13 protein-coding genes are annotated in these 17967 nt (G+C 48.5%); 8 read left to right on the plus strand and 5 right to left on the minus strand.

Annotated elements, in window-relative coordinates; all coding sequences use genetic code 11:
* Positions 1–9: 9 nt before the first annotated feature.
* From EI981_RS12925 to EI981_RS12935, 3 genes are all read left to right on the plus strand, one after another.
* Positions 10–2121: an MGH1-like glycoside hydrolase domain-containing protein gene (locus EI981_RS12925; protein WP_126998731.1), complete on the plus strand. Its 2112-nt coding sequence runs from the start codon at positions 10–12 to the stop codon at positions 2119–2121.
* A gap of 4 nt (positions 2122–2125) precedes the next feature.
* Positions 2126–3469, plus strand: a complete 1344-nt coding sequence (locus EI981_RS12930; protein WP_162616156.1) for an FAD-dependent oxidoreductase — start codon at positions 2126–2128, stop codon at positions 3467–3469.
* A gap of 79 nt (positions 3470–3548) precedes the next feature.
* A complete protein-coding gene (locus EI981_RS12935) occupies positions 3549–6806 on the plus strand; it encodes a hypothetical protein (protein WP_126998735.1) in 3258 nt (1085 codons plus the stop codon).
* Between the two features lie 121 nt (positions 6807–6927).
* Here EI981_RS12935 and EI981_RS12940 read toward each other — a convergent pair whose 3' ends face one another.
* Positions 6928–8280: an MATE family efflux transporter gene (locus EI981_RS12940; RefSeq protein ID WP_126998737.1), complete on the minus strand. Its 1353-nt coding sequence runs from the start codon at positions 8278–8280 to the stop codon at positions 6928–6930.
* The gene (locus EI981_RS12945) at positions 8277–8879 is read right to left on the minus strand and encodes a maltose acetyltransferase domain-containing protein (RefSeq protein WP_227011830.1); all 603 of its coding nucleotides are present in this window, start codon (positions 8877–8879) and stop codon (positions 8277–8279) included. Before EI981_RS12945 ends, EI981_RS12940 begins: the two co-directional genes overlap by 4 nt.
* 129 nt (positions 8880–9008) lie before the next feature.
* Here EI981_RS12945 and EI981_RS12950 point away from each other — a divergent pair, with 129 nt between their 5' ends.
* From EI981_RS12950 to EI981_RS12960, 3 genes are all read left to right on the plus strand, one after another.
* A complete protein-coding gene (locus EI981_RS12950; protein WP_126998741.1) occupies positions 9009–9896 on the plus strand; it encodes a helix-turn-helix transcriptional regulator in 888 nt (295 codons plus the stop codon).
* Positions 9897–9965: 69 nt separating this feature from the next.
* The gene (locus tag EI981_RS12955; RefSeq protein WP_126998743.1) at positions 9966–10697 is read left to right on the plus strand and encodes an AzlC family ABC transporter permease; all 732 of its coding nucleotides are present in this window, start codon (positions 9966–9968) and stop codon (positions 10695–10697) included.
* A complete protein-coding gene (locus EI981_RS12960; RefSeq protein WP_126998745.1) occupies positions 10688–11014 on the plus strand; it encodes an AzlD domain-containing protein in 327 nt (108 codons plus the stop codon). The genes EI981_RS12955 and EI981_RS12960 overlap by 10 nt, the downstream gene beginning before the upstream one ends.
* A gap of 126 nt (positions 11015–11140) precedes the next feature.
* On the opposite strand, the gene EI981_RS12965 is transcribed toward EI981_RS12960, so the two are convergent.
* Both EI981_RS12965 and EI981_RS12970 read right to left on the minus strand, forming a co-directional pair.
* Entirely contained in the window at positions 11141–11755 is a 615-nt protein-coding gene (locus tag EI981_RS12965; protein WP_126998747.1) for a peptidase E, read from the minus strand.
* 270 nt (positions 11756–12025) lie between these two features.
* Positions 12026–13366 (minus strand): catalase, encoded by a 1341-nt coding sequence (locus tag EI981_RS12970; RefSeq protein ID WP_126998749.1) that lies wholly within the window; start codon positions 13364–13366, stop codon positions 12026–12028.
* Positions 13367–13832: 466 nt separating this feature from the next.
* Between EI981_RS12970 and helD the strand changes: the two genes are divergently transcribed.
* Together helD and EI981_RS29225 are read left to right on the plus strand one after the other, a co-directional pair.
* Positions 13833–16247, plus strand: a complete 2415-nt coding sequence (helD, locus tag EI981_RS12975) for an RNA polymerase recycling motor HelD (RefSeq protein ID WP_126998751.1) — start codon at positions 13833–13835, stop codon at positions 16245–16247.
* A 131-nt stretch (positions 16248–16378) separates the two neighbouring features.
* Positions 16379–16519 carry a hypothetical protein gene (locus tag EI981_RS29225; RefSeq protein WP_193556459.1) on the plus strand — a complete coding sequence of 47 codons (141 nt, stop codon included), beginning with the start codon at positions 16379–16381 and terminating at the stop codon, positions 16517–16519.
* A 148-nt stretch (positions 16520–16667) separates the two neighbouring features.
* Here EI981_RS29225 and EI981_RS12980 read toward each other — a convergent pair whose 3' ends face one another.
* Positions 16668–17843, minus strand: a complete 1176-nt coding sequence (locus EI981_RS12980) for a serine hydrolase domain-containing protein (protein ID WP_126998753.1) — start codon at positions 17841–17843, stop codon at positions 16668–16670.
* Between the last annotated feature and the right edge of the window lie 124 nt (positions 17844–17967).

Below are 17967 nucleotides of genomic sequence, written 5' to 3' on the forward strand. Positions count from 1 at the left end.
AGGTGCGTTATGAGTTATTTGCTGGAGGACTTTGCATTTGATCTGCGGGCTTGTCTTGCGCCTAAAGAGCATATTTGGGTATGCAGCGGTTACAGCACCGTAGCTCCAGAGAGAAATACGGTAATGGGGGTCAAGGGGTGTTACTCGCCCCCTTTTGCAGCTAAGAATCTGCAGACCGGGATTCGGATGTTCGCGAACGGCTACGAAATTGAGGATACTGGAAACCTGGGCAAGGGAGACTGCGGAGTGCTTTACGCTGAAGAGTGCTGGTGCCCTGATCGAATTATCCGCCGAGGCACCTACCACCATTTTATCAGTGAAAAGTTGATTTCTTTAAGCGTTCGCAGCGAGCTCGTTCCATTGTTGAATGCTCATGGATTTGTGCTGAAAGTAATCATCCGCAACCGCAGCGGGAGTTCGGTACCGATAAGCTTATGTCCGCAAGTAACACCAGACAGACCGGCTTATGTGGCTTATGACAAGTGGGACTATGGCTGGCCGGAGACGGCAGTATCACCCGCTCAGGAATTGGGGCCTGACCGCAGCAAAAGCGAATCTGAAAAGCTGCCCTTTGCGGTGTCCGGGGTTTGGGAGAATGAAGAAGCTCGAGTAACTCTGTTGCAGGAAGGAGCTTGGGAAGCAGTGCTGGCCGATGGGGAGGAGCTGGAGGTTCGTCTGGCCATCATTATGACCGAGTCTGGAATTGCATACAGCACGGATGAGACACTGGCAGAGCTGGAGCTGCGGACGACAGCAGGTTGGATGAAACGATTGGAGGATGCCAGCCAACGTCTGCCTTCCTTGCAATCCGACATTCCCGGTCTGGAAGATTACTATAAACGCTCGTTAATCAGCGGTCTCGTCTGTTTGTGGGAGAACCCGGAGTTTGCTATGACGCCGTTTCCTGCGGTATCCGGTGTGGAGGGGGCAGGCATATGCTGCTATCCGTGGGATGTTGGCGGCTATGCAGCTAAAACGATGGTTCTGCTGCTTGGCCGGGAGAAAAGCCTGGAATTGGCCAAGCTGATGATGGCAAGCGGAATTGATCGCCACTCCCGGTTTGCCCCAAGCGGCAGAGGAGCGGACGTTCCTTATTCCTATAGCATGTGGTCCTTTATCCATTTTGCCTGGTCCGCTATTTTGCTTCACGGGGAGGGGAGCGAGCTGTTCCCGACGATGAGGCTGCTGACGCTGCATGATGACCAGCACCTGGAAGAGTGGAATGATTTGCTGGATTACGGCCTGCAGCACAATTTGCTGGAAATGCGCGGAGCGGGCTATGAGCATATCGTAGCCAGCCCGAATGCCGAGCGGGCCTGGAGCTACGACCGTCTGGCAGAGCTGGCATCGCATTTGAAAGCGGACCATGAGCCGATCAAGGAGTGGCAGGAAAAAGCGGAGCGGATTCGGCGGTCCATCCGGGAACATCTGTGGGATGAGGAGGCTGGCTGGTTCAAAGCGCTCTATCCCGGGGGGCACGAGGAAATCATCTACTCGATCCAATATTATGATGCTTTGCGCTTTGGAGCCTGCACCGGGACGATGATGGACGGAATGCTCAGACAGGTTGCAGATGGTGCGTTCCTCGGTGCTTACGGGGTAAGCAGTGTATCCGCCAGGGACAAACTTCACTATGAGCAGAACGATCCGGACTGGTCCGGCAGCGGATCGTATACCGGGGACGGACCGATGCTGGCTTTGACTTTATGGGAAAAAGGTCAGGGTGGGCCGGCGTGGAACGTGCTCAAGCGTTTGTTGTGGATGGGTCGGCATCTGCCTTATTATCCGCAGGAGCATTATTGCGATCGACCGGCTGTACCTGCGCATAAACGGGCCAATGTAGTAGCTGGGTTATCGGGGATGGAAGCTCTGCTGTTCGGGATGGCGGGAATCGAACCGGGATTGGACGGCAGCTTGTGGATACATCCAAACCCGCCGGAAGAAGGTTCGGTGCAGGTTTCTGGCTTCCTGTTTCGGGGACATAGCATAGACATCAGCATGAGCCCCGGCTTTTGCGAGATTTCCTGCGATGGCAGCATCGTCTATAGCGGTGCCCCACAACGGGTGCTGGCAGGTCGGTTTTCCGCAGCGGGAGAGAAGCTACACATTCAGGAGGTATAACGATATGAATAAGGAGTCTTATGATTTTGATATGATCATCGCGGGTGCAGGCGTCGGAGGGATCAGCGCGGCGCTTGCTGCTGCAAGATTGCAGATGAAGGTGCTGCTGCTCGAGCAAGCCGGTGAAGTCGGGGGAACCGGCGTATTCTCAAGCGTGTCCTTAATATGCAACTTCCGGGATTCCTGGGGAGGACCGATTACTAGCGGCATTCACCGGGAGCTGTTCCCCGCCTCATACACGCATTACAATGAGAAGCTCGTTCCAACCTATGATGAGCGGGAGTTGAAGGCTGCATATGAGAGGCTATTGGCCTCCGAACCGACCCTTACGTTATGGACCAACTGCAAGGTGTTCCAAGTGGATACGAAGGACGGACGAATTGTCCGTCTACATCTTCAGGGCAGCCGGACAACAACGGTTACTGCCAAGATCTACCTTGATGCCACTGCCGACGGCAATCTTTCCGCGTTGGCAGGTTTGGAATACAAGCTGGGCAGAGAAGGCGATGGCAGGCTGCAATCCGCCACTGCGACCTTCAAGGTCAGCGGGGTTGACTGCTCCCGGCTGAAGGAGCCTGATATTCGGCAATGGTCAGCCATTCATTCGCTGCGCAGGGAGCTGCTGCCTTATTACCTTGATAGGAAAGCGGCAGGCCTCACCAACAACCCGCGGCAGAGCATCACATGTTTTCCTTATCCAGATGGCGAGTCCCTGCTGTTTAATTCTACTTCGGTGCTGGATGTAGACCCTACCCGCCCAGAGACGGTTATTCGGGGGAAGGAAGAAGGAGTCCGCCAAGCGCAGGAGCTGTTTGAAGCGATCCGGCAGCATCCGGCTTTCCATCATGCCAAGCTGGAATACATCGCCCCCAAGCTGGGAGTCCGGGAGGGGCGGCGAATTGTCGGAGAATACGAATTGACGGCAGAGGACTGTCTTGAGAGCCGGCGCTTTGAGGATATGGTGGCAGCATGCGCCTATTCCCTGGATATTCATAGTCCGGATGGAGGCGCTAGCAGGCTTGAAAGCATTCCGGAGCCGGGCTACTACCATATTCCGTACCGTTCGCTTATCCCCAAGGGCTGCACCAATTTATTACTAAGCTCCCGATGCATCAGCGGCACTCATGAAGCCCACAGTTCATACCGGATCATGGCCTCGGTAAGCGCGATCGGGGAAGCGGCGGGAACGGCAGCTGCGCTCTATGTCTTTCAGGGACTCCAGGATGTCAGGCAGGTGAAGAGCCCTCATATCCGGTTCATCCTGCAGCTTCGGGGGCAATTTGTAGAAGGGGAGGTGGAGCGGATTCCTATGCCGGCAAGCCCTGTATGGGCAGAAGAGACCCCATAAGATGGCAAAATCCAATCATCCTAGAAAACGCTTACAGTGAGATGGTTGAATTTCAGGTCAAGACAAGGGAGTGAATGTCATGTTCGTGAAAAAGTGGATGATCCGTTTGGTGCTTGTTTTATTAGTATCCGTCAGTATTATTCAGGAGGCGGCGCCTCAGGCCGTCGCTGCCCAGCCTCAGGCTGAGGTTATTCTCAGCTCGCCTCCCATATACCAAGGTGTAAACAAGGCTTGGCCCGGGGACGCGGACAAAGATCCGACACACGCTGCGACGACCAGGAACGGCACGGCATGCTGGATAACATCGCAAAATCCGCTAAATCCCTACTTATATGTGGATGTCGAAAGCTCTGTAAAACCTGCTGACGCAACCTACGCGATTGTGTCCGTGGACTACTATGACGCAGCAGCAACGACGATGGCCATTGAATACGACGGCCAAAACAACGCGTACCAGGCCACCCCATGGATGCCCACAAGCGGCAGTCAGACTTGGAAGAATCAAATCTTTGAGCTGAAAGGAATCAAGTTCGCCAATCGCACAAACGGTGCGGATTTCCGTCTGCGCGTTCACAGCATCAATGGGGTCATGCCAGAAATCTGTTTTGCGCGAATCCAGGTGACCTTCGCAACGACTCCAACGCTATCCGTAATGAATCCGAGCCTGCTCTTCACAACCCAATCCGCAAACCTGGACTTCGGCACGGTGGGTGACTCGGTCTCCTATGAAATTGCAGACGATCAGGGCGTGAGTCTTCGCACGGGATCCATTCCTGTAGGTGCCGACGGACATGCTCCGCTGTCCGTACAGGATCTGGGTCCGGGATTCTACAATCTCACTTTCTCCAGCGTAATTGATGATCATCCGATAACGCGCACCACCACATTTGGCATTGTGACCCCGACGCCAGCTGGCGCTTTGAGCCCGGATTCCTTCTTTGGGATCGACACCCATTTTGGGCATTACAAATCGCTTGAAGACGGGCTGATGAATGCTTTGGCGACCATCGGTTACGGTCACATTCGAAGCGATGTGAACTGGTCGTTAATTGAAAAACAGCCAGGCGTGTACAACTGGGCCGGATATGATTTTGAAGCCAGATCACAGCAAGCTCTTGAACTTGGTATGACTCCCCAGGGGGTCCTGGCCTACAGCAACGCCAATTATGACAACGGGAAAACACCGAGTTCCGAGGAGGGGCTGGCCGCATTCGGCCAGTTCGGGAAGGCTGCCGCCGAGCATTACAAAGGCAAGGTCAGCGATTTCAACGTCTATAACGAGTTCAATGGTACCGGCTTTAACAACGGGGCTTGCGGCACTACCGCAGCCTGTTATGTACAGATGCTTCAGGCTATGTATGGACCTATTCACGAAGGAAACCCCGACGCGAACGTTATTGGCCCGATTCCATCCACCATTGACGATAACTGGAATAACGCCTTTTTTGCGGCTGGCGGTATCAAATACATTGATACATTTGCGACGAATGTCTACGGGTATGCTCTCGAGGGAGCGAACACGCCGCCCGAGCGCACACTGCTGGTGTCGAAGCTGCCTGCATTGGTACAGCAGGTGAAGCAGGAGGCTGGGAATCGGCATGTTCCCGTATGGATAACGGAGAACGGCTGGCCGACCTATGCCGCTGCCTCTACGGAGCTGCAGCAGGCGGATAATCTGGTGCGTTCGCAGGTGCTGGCAAAGGCAGCAGGCGTAGATGTCTTCAGCTGGTACTCGGCTATGGATGACGGGACGGACCCCAATAATAGAGAGCATCACTTTGGACTGTTCAGGCAACCTGTAGATGGTGTAGTTGGTGTAGCTCCGAAGCCTGGAGCAGTTACAAACGCCGTGCTTATTCGTGCGGTAACCGGAAAGAGTATTGAAGCTCGCGAAAGTCTCGGCTCCGATACCGCCTACTCGTATCCGTATACAGGAGGAGGTTCTACGACTCGAGTCATGTGGTCCACTGGCAGTGAAAGCATTGCTCTGAACGCTATCCAGCCCCTGATCATCACGAATGAATACGGGTCGACACAGACGGTAAATCCGACCAACGGCAAGGTCATTCTCACGCTCAACGGCAGCCCGATTTACGTTACCGGCGAAGTTGACAGCTTGGGCGTAACACAGTCAGCGATCGCGATGAAAGTCGTCGGACAGTCGATCAAAGGAGAGGCGGTCTCTGTGACGGTGACTGCAGATCGTTCGAACCCTAAGACAGACCTTCCTAATGAGTTGACGCTCATTGCCAGCGGGGCACAACCCGTAAAGCTTCGTACTTCCCCGGGCAAGGCAACAAGCGCCACCATCAACGTCCCTGCATCCATGCTCCTGGGTCAGCGAACCATAGCCGTGGATGTGGTGAAGGTGAAGCCGGGGAAGGGAGGCAATGATAAACATGAGCCGAGTCTTGTTGTCGGTTTAAGGGCAACCACCCATATCGTAAAGCCGTTCGAGATCAGCGTTCAGCCAACAATCACATCGGATGCAACGTCTCGAAGCTATTTTCTCGACATTGAACTGAAGAATAATCGCAACAATGCCTTCACGGTGACCCAGGTTACCTACCAAGTCGGACCGGTATCCGGGGAGGTGGCGGATGCGGTTAAGATCGCTGCGAATGGAATAGCCTCGATGCGTGTCCCGCTCTCCGATATCCCGTTATTCGATGCCTTGAGCTATAGCGTGACCGTTGACAGTGGGAACGGTTCGGACACTTCATTTGGATCGATATCCTACGCTCCTATTGAGCTTGCGGACCAATATACATTGCCCGCCATCGACCTGGCATCGCAAGCGGCATGGGTATCGCTCTCTGGGACACGAAGCAGCAACAGCGATCTCATCGGGCAGTTGCGCATCACTTATAACACCGACGCGCTTATAATCGATGCTATGATCACGGACGACAAGCATTTCGGCGCGCGCACGCCAGATACATTATGGCAGACCGATTCGATCCAGTTCAGTACTTACGACCGAGTGCCAGGACAGGAGGGAGGACAACGCGTTGAAATCGGTGCGGCGCTTCTCGACAGTGGACCTTCGGTTTACACCTTCGCGGCACCGGACGGGCAGCAGCCGGGGCCAACCCCCGGCGCTCAAGCGGACATTGTTCAAGATGGCAGTACCATGCATTACGTCATCTCCGTCCCGTGGGCTTCGCTTGGATTTAATGGACCGCCGATGCAGACCCTTGGCATCTCGTTCCTGGTAAATGATGATGACCAGGGCTCCAGTGGCGATTCTCGCGATGGTTTCTTGCAGTGGGGCTCGGGAGTCGGCACTACGCCAAAGAACCCCGCCTTGTTCCGCCACGCACAGTTGGTGCAGTAAAGGACGAGATTCTGTCTAAAGATGATGAAGAAATATGTACGCAACAGGATATGGATCGAAAGCAATCAGAGGCAGCCGGGAAACCGGCTGCCTCTTTCTTCTCCAACCATTCTACCTTCGGTCAGCGTTCCATCACCTTGATCCATTTATATCGATTTACTTTGACCAGCGCTACAAAGCACTTAAGGATTTGATCGCTTTTAAGAACTACAAAAATGATCACCGGTGAGAAGTTAAACATAAATGCTCCCAGCAACGAGGCCGGCAAAATCAGCAGCCACATAAAGATAAAGTCATTATACATCACGAAGGTTGTATCTCCGCCGCTTTGTATAATCCCCGATAACGCCGGCATTTCATAGGATGTTCCGATCACGGTGATCGAGAGAATGGTCATGAACGCTGCCGCGAGGTCTTTGGCCTCCTCCGAAATAGAATAGAGGAAAAGAACGTGGTCCTTAGCAATAAACAAGATGATGCCGGTTAACACACCAATCAGAACGTACAGGACCTGAAGGGTTTGGCTATAAGCCTTGATTTTTTGGAATAGGCCTTCTCCCACTGCTTTTCCCATGATAATGGCAGAAGAAGTGGCGGAAGCGTAGGATATGACCGTGACGAACTGAAATATCGTTGTTGCTACGCTATTGGCTGCGATGGCAGAGGTTCCCATATGGCCAAGAATTCCTGTCTGTACAGCCATAGCTCCAGCCCAAGAGAGGCTCGATAATAAAATAGGCAGCGCAATTTTGGCATATTGCTTCAGGATCAGCCGATCCAGCTTGAAGAAGTCGAGCAACTGTAGACGCAAGGCCTGGTTATGCTTCAGCATACACGTGATGACGATGAAGCACTCCACGATACGGGAGATTAAGGTAGCTGTGGCTGATCCTTCGAGTCCTAATTTTGGCAGCCCGCCATACCCATATACTAGTCCATAATTAAGTGTGACATTAATAACTAGTGTAAATAGAGATACGATCAGGCCGATTTTGACGATTTCCATGCTTCTTAGTGTGGCTAATAGAACATTGGTGACAGCAAAAAAGACATAGGAAAAGGAGACGATCGTTAAAAACTTGGCTCCTTCTTGAATCACCGTGACATCATTCGTCATTGCGGATAAAAGCCACGATGAAGAACAAAGAGCTGCCAGCCACATGAGGACGCCAATACAAAGCGAAATCGCCATGCCGACACCAGCGACTTTTCGAATGGGATGGAGCTCATTTTCGCCCCAAAAACGCGAAGCCATAATGATGACGCTTTGAGAGCAGCCGATCATCAGAAACGTTGCGATAAACTGAATCTGATTAGCAAGTGACGATGCAGAGAGGGCTATTTCACTATACCCGCCAAGGATCAGGTTATCCGAGAGGTTAACCGCTATCGTAATTGCGTTTTGCAGACCAAGAATCAGCGTTAAGCTGAAGAAGCTTTTGTAGAAGCTTCGGTCTCTCACCAAGAGACTCATGATGGTTCTACTCGCAAGTTCTTGTAATAGTAAATCTTGTCCTCTTCATTGATTTCACGCAGCACTCTGCATGGGTTTCCAACGGCGATTACACCCGGAGACACATCCTTCGTGACGATGCTTCCCGCGCCAATTACACTGTTCTTGCCGATTGTTACGCCAGGATTAATAATGGCGCCGCTTCCGATCCATACGCCATCTTCAATCACGACAGGGAAAGCATACATTTGCCCGGTCGCACGCAATTCCGGGTCGACGGGATGCCCAACCGTGCATATGGTTACGTTTGGTCCCATTAAGACGCCATTTCCGATCGTAACCGTCGTATCATCGATAATGGTTAAGTTCGTATTGGCATAAAAACCGTCTCCAATAAACGTGTGGGAGCCATAGCAGATATGTAGTGGAGGCTCAATCCAACAATTAGACCCATAACTCCCGAAGAGCTCATGAACCAAGGCAGCTCGTTTTTCTACCTCCGAGGGTCTAGTATGGTTAAAGTCATATACTAGTTCTTTTCCTTTAAGGCGTTCCTCCGGCAATCCTTCACTCATATCCGTAAAAAGCTTCCCATTTTTTATATTATCGCGTTGAGACATGCTTATGACCTTCTTTCTGCACAGGATTGATATCTTATCGAATTATTTTATAATTATAGTGCATAACAATTTTCGATTATATCGAAATTAACCATATTTATATAACAATCGTATTTTCAGGAGGACAATATGACACAGCTGAACGTTACTGACAATCTGTCGGAAATCATTGAATACGATACACCTTATCTTCCTATTCGTACGAGACAATCCAAATTATCTTATTTTTATAATCGAAGCGCGAGCTGCCACTGGCATATAGATTTGGAGTTTATATACGTTTTGGACGGCTCCATGAATTACTTTGTGGACGGGGAGAACTATACCCTTCAAAAAGGGGAAGGTATTTTCGTGAATTCTAATCGTTTGCACTATGGCTATGGCCATAAGGAAGATGATTGCGACTTTCTCGTGCTAATGCTTAGCCCTCAGCTTCTTGTGCGGAATTCTCATATAGAAAATAAATATATTCGGCCGTTATTACAGGATCATCTGAGTAATGCCATTATTTTAAGAGAGGAAACTGCTTGGCAAAAGAAGGCGCTCCAATACATCAGAAAGCTATATGAACTATGTCACGAACAAGTGGAAGGTTATGAACTTCTAGCCCTCAGTCAGTTTGAGTTATTATTTTTACAGTTACATCAGAATACGGTTGGAAATCATGGACTACACCAGGAGCATTCCAAGGATATGAACGCACTTAAAAATATGCTAGGATACATTCAATCCCATTTTTCAGAAAATATCAGTTTACAAGAGATTGCTGCTGCTGGATCTGTTGGCCGTAGTAAATGCTGCACTTTATTTAGAAATTCTTTGAAAAAATCGCCGATAGAATACCTTACAAGCTATCGTATCCAAAAAAGCGTAGACTTCATGACTAACGATAGTCTTAACATGACAGAAATTTCGGCAGCCTGTGGGTTTAATAGTTCAAGTTATTTTGCAGAAACCTTTAGAAAAATATGGGGAGTCTCTCCAACTGAATACAGAAAAACAATAACTAGCAACTAACTCGGAAAATCGACTGTTTTTCTATTATAATGAGGACACAGAAAGAGAAAAGGTGGAGAGGATCATACGATGCAAGAAAATTTGCAAATAAAACAACATGGAGTTGAAGTTAGAGAGGAGAGCTTCTTACAGGGAGTAAAAGACTGTATTCCTACGTTATTGGGTTACTTGAGTATTGGATTTGCTGCTGGAGTGCTGGGAAAAACATCAGGACTAAGCGTCACTGAAATCACCCTGATGAGCTTACTTGTCTATGCGGGATCCGCTCAATTTATCATTGCTGGGATGGTGGCGGCAAATGGATCGGCTTCTGCGATTATTTTTACGATATTCTTTGTGAATCTCCGTCACCTTTTATTGAGTGCGGCCTTATCGCCTTATTTCCGGCATTTATCTCCCTTAAAGAATATGTTGATAGGTTCTTTGCTTACGGATGAGACATTTGGTGTTGCTATGGCTCAGACCGCGAACAAGACATACATCAGTGATAGATGGATGCATGGTTTAAATATCACAGCTTATCTAAATTGGGTCATCGCCAATATCGCCGGAGCATTCTTGGGACAATGGATAACAGACCCACAGAAATTTGGTCTCGACTTTGCCTTGCCAGCCATGTTTATCGGTCTGCTGGTTCTAATGATGGTGAGTCGGGCTAAAGTAGCTGTAGATATCGTGGTCGCTGTAAGTGCAGTGGTTATTGTTGTAGGCGTATCCCTGTTGACTTCTGGAAGTGTCGGGGTCATCGTGGCTACAATCATTGCCGCGACAATTGGAATGGTGGTGGAAAAATGGAAGTAAGATGGTCGATTCTTTTGATTATTATCGGGGCATCTATCGTCACGCTTATTCCAAGGGTGCTTCCGCTTGTTGTGCTTAGTCGCATACAAATACCCGAATGGGGAATGCGCTGGTTGAATTATGTTCCAGTTGCCGTCATGGCGGCGTTAGTAGGGCAAGAGTTACTAATGAAGAATGGGGAAATGTCTCCCTTACAAAGCAACCTAGAGTTACTGGCGGCATTGCCAACTTTCATCGTGGCTAAATTAACGCGTAGTTTGTTAGGAACTGTAGTGGTCGGGATTATTTCTATCATGGTGTTGCGTTTCATTTTCTGAAGACAAAGTCGTGATAATTACCTGTTCATCCCCATGCCCCCTTCCGAAAACCCATTTTTGAAAAAGGCAAACGGCGGTTTTGATTTATTTCAAAACCGCTGTTTGGCTATCGAAACATTCTCCAAGTCAGTTCCTTTCGGTTTTTACCTTGTCGTTCTCAACCAGTATTGCTTCGTTATTGCTGATTGGAGATAAATTCAAAGCGGAGGAATAGCTATCTACTATCTTATGTGCGATTTTCTTGAAAGGCTCATTGGTATAATGCGGCACTGTATAAAACTCCACCAATCCTAAAGCGTCAAAGTTCACCAAGTCAGGGGCTTTTTTAACGCTATCCATACCTTTTACATATTCGATATTTTGCGCTGTAACCATTGCCCCTGCGGACTCCCCGATATAGAGCTTCCCAGCATTTACTTCTTCAATGATGATTTGATCTGCTCCTGTCCTTTTCATCTCTTGCAACAGGAAAAAGGTATTGCTACCTGTCACATAGATAAAATCATTACCTTTTAATTTGGCACTTATTTCATCAGCGGTGGCTGTGGATATTTCCAGAACATCAATAATCAGCCCTAATTTCTCAAGTGCTTTTTTTCCTGCATTTACATAAAAAACAACCTTTTCTACTACACTTGCCGTAGGTATAAAAGTTATAGTCTTATCATTCAAGTTTTTTTCAAAGTCTGCGAATATATTGGCTACATCTTTGAAAGATGAGGCTAAAAATATTTTTTTCATATCTTAACGATGTCTCCTTTTCTATCTTCTTTAACTATAGTATAAAATAAAAAGGTGTCATATAACGATACCTTTTATTCTGATGCATCAACGGTTGCTATACTCAACGGAGGGAATGGACGGCGTTTATGGAGAAGATAAACGCTAACTTGTATGAGATGGTGACTTGATATCAGGTTCACGTAAAGCAGCCGCTCCGATGATAGGAGCGGCTGCTTGCACGCTGAACCGTACCATAAGTAATGGCAGGTTTTTACTTAATGCGATTCATTATGAAGTTTGGATCTTTCGGGTGACACGTTCCCCGAGCTCGGAGGACGCCTGGTATAGGTAGCCGAGCACGATGTTTTGCGTTTCGGGGGATATGCCGACAAGATCGGCTGCCAGATTATCTACCAAGTGTTCTTGCTGTAATGGGGCAAGGGCAGAATAATACTGACCGGCTTGCGCAAAGTCATCTTGCTTAGGAACATCGGACCGCACGAGGTGTCCTTCCACGAATCTCCCGTTGCCGCTAGTCACAAGAAAATCGGGTGTCCAATTCTGCTGATGATTTATCGGAATCTTACGGAAATCCGGACCAAGTCGACGTCGCTGCGAGTCCCAATAAAGATTTGCACGCCCCTGCAGTAACTTATCGTCCGATAACTCTGCGCCTTCCAGCAGGTTGGAGGGGGAGAAAGCCAACTTTTCTACTTGTTCCATATAATTATCTGGATTGTTATTTAACACCAATCTCCCTACCGGGAGCAAGGGATATTGTCGCTCATCCCATACCTTTGTAGAATCCAAGGGATCATAAGGGAGAAAGGACTCGTCTTGGGGGTTCATCAGCTGCACGTAAAGCCCATATTCAATCGTTTTTCCTGTGTTTAGTGTATCGAATAAGTCCTTGGCGACATAATCCGGATTCTCGCAAGCGAGCCGGGCTGCTTCTTGGTGGTCAATATACTGCACACCCTCAAGAGGCATCCAATGATATTTCACGTAAGTGCGGACACCTTGGGCGTTTAACCAGACATAAGTATTGACGCTGTGCCCCGGGATATGTCGAAGACTCTTGATCGTGCCCGCGTCAGAGTAGAATTGGACGAGAAAGTGTGTGGATTCCGGTGCTCTGGCGATGAAATTCCAAAATCGTTCCGGATTGGTGAGGTTGTTGGTGGGAGAAGGCAGTAAGGCATTGATAAATTCGGGAAAGCGGAAGGCGTCTCGGACAGGGAACACGGGGATATGGTTAAAGACAAGATCGAACACACCGTGGTCCGTATAGAACTTGGTGGCGAATCCGCGCACATTACGGGAAGTATCTGGCGTGCCTGCGTTGCTTACGGCTAAGGAGAATCTTACCGCAACGGGGACCTGCTGGCCCGGATTTTGCAAGAAACAAAGCTTCGTGTAAGCCGTCATGTTATTCACGGTCTGAAAGTAGCCGAATGCGCCATAACCTTTGGCGTGTACGGGCCTTTCCAACAATTTCGAATGAATGAATGTCTGCAGCTTTTCGTGCAACACGTTGTCCTGTTCCAATACAGGGCCTCGTTCACCCACTGTCTGTGAATGAAAAGCAGCCGAAGTATCTCTAGGGCGAGTTCCATTGTTCTCGTTCATCTTTCAACCTCCCATACCCGCATGCGAATTGTTAGGATATATCAAAATGTATGAAGAGCGACTGTGCGAATATGACAGTGCGTCCTCCGGTACAAGAGAGTTGTATTTAGCAGGAAATGCTCTAGATAGATACTCACCAGCAGGCAATACTCTATCACCAGATGCTTGCGTCCCGAGATATAAGGTTATTACACCGGAAATTGAGCTGGACGCGGCTTTTTTATGTTGAGTTAATGTGAAGATAAGAGAGAGTTCGAATTTTGCCAAAACAAAAAAGCTTGGCCAGTAGACCAAGCTGAAAAATAATTTGAAACACTAAAAGCGCTATGATATAATCATTAGCGCATTTGGAAATCAAAATACAACTGGTAATTATAATTACTCTTCCTAATTTTATTTTATACCAGTGACTTCTGATTTGTCAATGCCCATTTTTCGGAATGAAAAGGAGTGTGTTCAGAAGAATATGGAAGCGAAGGAATGGCAGACAGAACAAGCGCGGCTGGATCAGGTTAGAGAGAAGCTGCGGGCAAGGATCGAAGAGCTGGAGCCGGAGGTTATTGGGACACGCGAGCAGGCTTCCGAGATGCGCAGGCACTTCTGGGAAGAAGTGACGGTCAACACGAGCTCGGATGAGGACTTTGAAGAGACTTTCTATACTATTAAACAACAAGCTGCGGTCTTATCCGAACGGGAGCGCCGTCATCGGCTTCTGAGCCAGCAATGGAAGAGCTTAAATCGGCTGCTGCCCTCACCTTATTTTGGTCGCATTGATTTTCAAGAGGACGGCCTGAACTTGACTGAGCAAATCTATATCGGAGTAACTTCCTTCGTGGAAGAAGATGGACTGAGCTTCCTAGTATATGATTGGCGCACTCCCATTGCCAGTCTCTACTACGATCATTCCCCCGGTGCGGCCTTTTATGACACGCCAGTTGGTAGGATTACGGGTACGATGGAGCTGAAGCGGCAGTATCAGATCCAAAACGGACAAATCCGCAATATGTTTGATGCGAACGTAACGATTGGCGATGAGCTGCTCCAGCAAGTTTTGTCTAAAGGCGCAGACTCGCAAATGAAAAGTATCGTAGCAACGATCCAGAAGGAACAGAACGCGATCATTCGAGACGACCACAGCCGACTGCTTATTGTGCAGGGAGCTGCTGGCAGCGGGAAGACTTCTGCGGCTTTGCAGCGTGTAGCCTACCTATTGTATAAGAACCGCGATTCACTTAAGGCCGATCAGATCGTTCTTTTCTCGCCGAATCCGATCTTTAACAGTTATGTATCCTCTGTGCTTCCAGAGCTCGGGGAAGAGAACATGCAGCAGACGACTTTCCAGGAATATCTCGAATATTGGCTTGGTTCATCCTTACGTCTGGAGGATCCGTTCGATCAGATCGAATATGTACTGACCGCACAATCTATGCCAAAATACGAGGCGCGGCTTCAGGGGATGAAATACAAGGCGTCCGAGGTTTTTCTGACAGCTTTGCAGAACTATGCACATTGGTTAGGGCAGGAAGGAATGCTCTTCAAGAGTATTCGGTTTCGGGACCGTGATCTAATCACTGCGGAGCAGATAGGTTTACAATTTTACAGTTACGACTTCACCTTGAGCTTGGCCAATCGGATCGATCTCCTGCAGAAATGGCTTATGAAGGAACTATCGATCCTGGAACGTAAAGAACGTGAAGCTTCCTGGGTAGAGGAGGAACTCCAATACCTTGACATCGAACAATATGAGGAAGTTTTCGGCGAGTTGCACAAGGATCGAGAAGTGTTTGATATTTCCGAGCGTTACGCCGAAGTGTACGAGGTAATAAGCAAAAAGCGTAGGAAAGATGAAGGCGACTTCGACTTCGCCGATCAGGAGAAAGAATTGCTTAGCCAGAGGATTGTGAAGCAGAGCTTGAAACCGATAAGACAAAGCGTGAAGAAATTATCTTTTATCGATGTCCAGGGGCTATACGACCAATTGTTTGATGATGAAGTGCATTATCGAGAGAAGACGAGAGAGGGAGAAATTCCTGCTCTATGGTCTGAAATCTGCCAACAAACCAAAGAAAAGCTGGACCAGAACGAATTATTCTATGAGGATGCAACTCCGTACTTGTATTTAAAAGAACTGATTGAAGGCGTTCGGACGAACACGGAGATCCGCCATGTCTTTGTCGATGAAGGACAGGATTATTCGGCGTTTCAATATGAATATCTCAAGAAGCTGTTTCCTCGCGCCCGTATGACGGTACTTGGCGATTTCGGGCAGGCGATCTTCACACAGTCTACAAAACTGCAAGGGGACGATTCGCCACTTGTTAGGCTTTATGGTGATGACAAGACCAGCTTGATCCGCCTTGTGCGAAGTTATCGTTCAACACGGGAGATTGTAGAATTTACAAAGGAACTGCTCTCGGAAGAATCGGAGATTGTACCATTTGATAGGAGAGGACCGAAGCCACTTCTTGCTAGGATAGAAGGCGGGGAGAAACGTGACGCGCAAATACTGAAAGACATTGCTGCGCTTCAAGCCGAAGGCTATGACTCGATTGCCGTCATTACGAAGACAGCGGCAGAAAGCCGAACAGCCTTAGAAGCTTTACAAGCACAAGGAAGCGGAGAATTGCAACTGATTACGAAGGAGACGGTCCAGTTTGATAAGGGAGTGATGGTCATTCCCGTATATCTTGCTAAGGGGATTGAGTTCGATGCCGTTCTAATCTATGAGGCCTCATCTCAGGCGTATAGCCGGGACAATGATCGCAAGCTTCTATATACTGCATGTACGCGGGCTATGCACCAACTGTCGCTATACTCAACCGGGGATTGGATTCCATTTATGGAAGAAATGAACAAAAATTTATATAAGATGACGACCTGATATTAGGTTAGAGATAATTGATTAATCAATGGATCCCCATTCCTAGAGCCCATTTGACGGTCACTATCTATTTGGGTCTAGCTGAATGAAAACGAGGTCAGACGCTCATGTTATAAATGGAGGTGAGCGCCATGACTGGAAGAAACAATAAGCCTAAGAACGACGGACCTGCCTCTTCTCCTGAACGGCTGGATCAATTCGGTGAGAAGTTGGCAGAGGATAGTGGAAATAAACCGATGAACCCAGGTAAGAACAGCAGAAAGAGCTGTTGAGTGAAAAGAAACGGACGCCTTTCATTGGCAGCCGTTTCTTTTTCTATGTAATCACGACAGGAGCAATCGACAAACGAAGCGGGATAATTCAATTATAATTGTTCTCACTATCCAGTTTATCAGCAGGAGCTGCTTGATCCTACACAGTTTACAAGCTGCTGAACACGATATTACGCAGCTTGCGCGTAATCGTCATCGTACCGGCATCTTTTTTCTGGATCATGAATAGGATTGTCAGGCCGTCTTGAGGGCTATTGCAGAAGTATGCTCCAAGCCATCCGTCCCAGCCATATTCGCCCGGGCTGCCAATCAATCCGGCTTTTTCCGGAGCGGTCATGATGCGCATTTGGTTGCCATAGCTATAGCCGCGGAAAGTATGCCACGTATCGAGGCCTTTTTGCTGCCAGTCCGTTAGAGTGGCTGAAGTCAAATATTGAACGGTTCTTGGCCTCAACAGTTGAACGCCGTTGAAGCTACCTTGATTCAACAGCATCGTTGTAAACTTGGCGGCATCGTCAATCGTAGACGCTAGGCCTGCTCCGCCCGATTCAAATGCCGGCTCCTGATCCATCTGATGGGCGATCCCCAGATGATTATCCGCATATAGCTTCAAGCTTCCTGCACCATCATCCTGATAAGTTTTCGCCAGACGCGCTCTTTTTTCTTCGGGTATCCAAAACCCGGTATCCTTCATATCCAATGGATCGAATATTTCTTTTTTCAGAAATTGCCCATACCGCATACCACTGACCGTCTCTACAATCGCGCCAAGGATATCCGCTGACGCCCCGTATTGCCAGTTCGATCCTGGCTCGAACGAGAGGGGGCCTTGACCCAGACGGTTTGCGAATTCTATGGTACTCATGGGGTTTTCACCGTACATACGACCGTTCATTTCTTGGAATAGTGCCTCAGTATACTGCCCAGCTTTGTCGATTCCTCCGTATACTAATCCCGATGTCATATTCAATAAATCGTGAATATTGACCTCGCGCTCGGCAGGCACCAATTCACCGTTCCTCTCAACCTGTTGGTTATTGAACCCTGGAATATAACGGCTTATCGGATCGTACAAATCGATTTCTCCACGTTCCAGCAGCATCATGATGGAAGTGGCGGTAATCGGCTTCGTCATCGAATATAAGCGGAAGATCGAGTCCCTTGTAATCGGACGTCCCGAATCGATGTCGGCCAAGCCATCTTCATGATAAAAAACCATTTTCCCATCCTTGATCACCATAAAGTTCGCACCGGCGATTTCCTGGTTATCGATACTTACTTTCAACGTGTTCTTTAATTGATTGGCTATTTTCAGTTCCAGCATGTTTGCGATGACTCCTTCACGAATAAGTTCACTACAGAGAATATTAAGCGCTTTCGTGAAAGTTGTATAGAAGGAATTGTACCCGAGCACATTTGTTTACTTTTTGAAAACATGCTAGCATCCA

It is taken from the genome of Paenibacillus lutimineralis, assembly GCF_003991425.1.
In the GTDB taxonomy this organism is placed as follows: Bacteria; Bacillota; Bacilli; order Paenibacillales; family Paenibacillaceae; genus Fontibacillus; species Fontibacillus lutimineralis.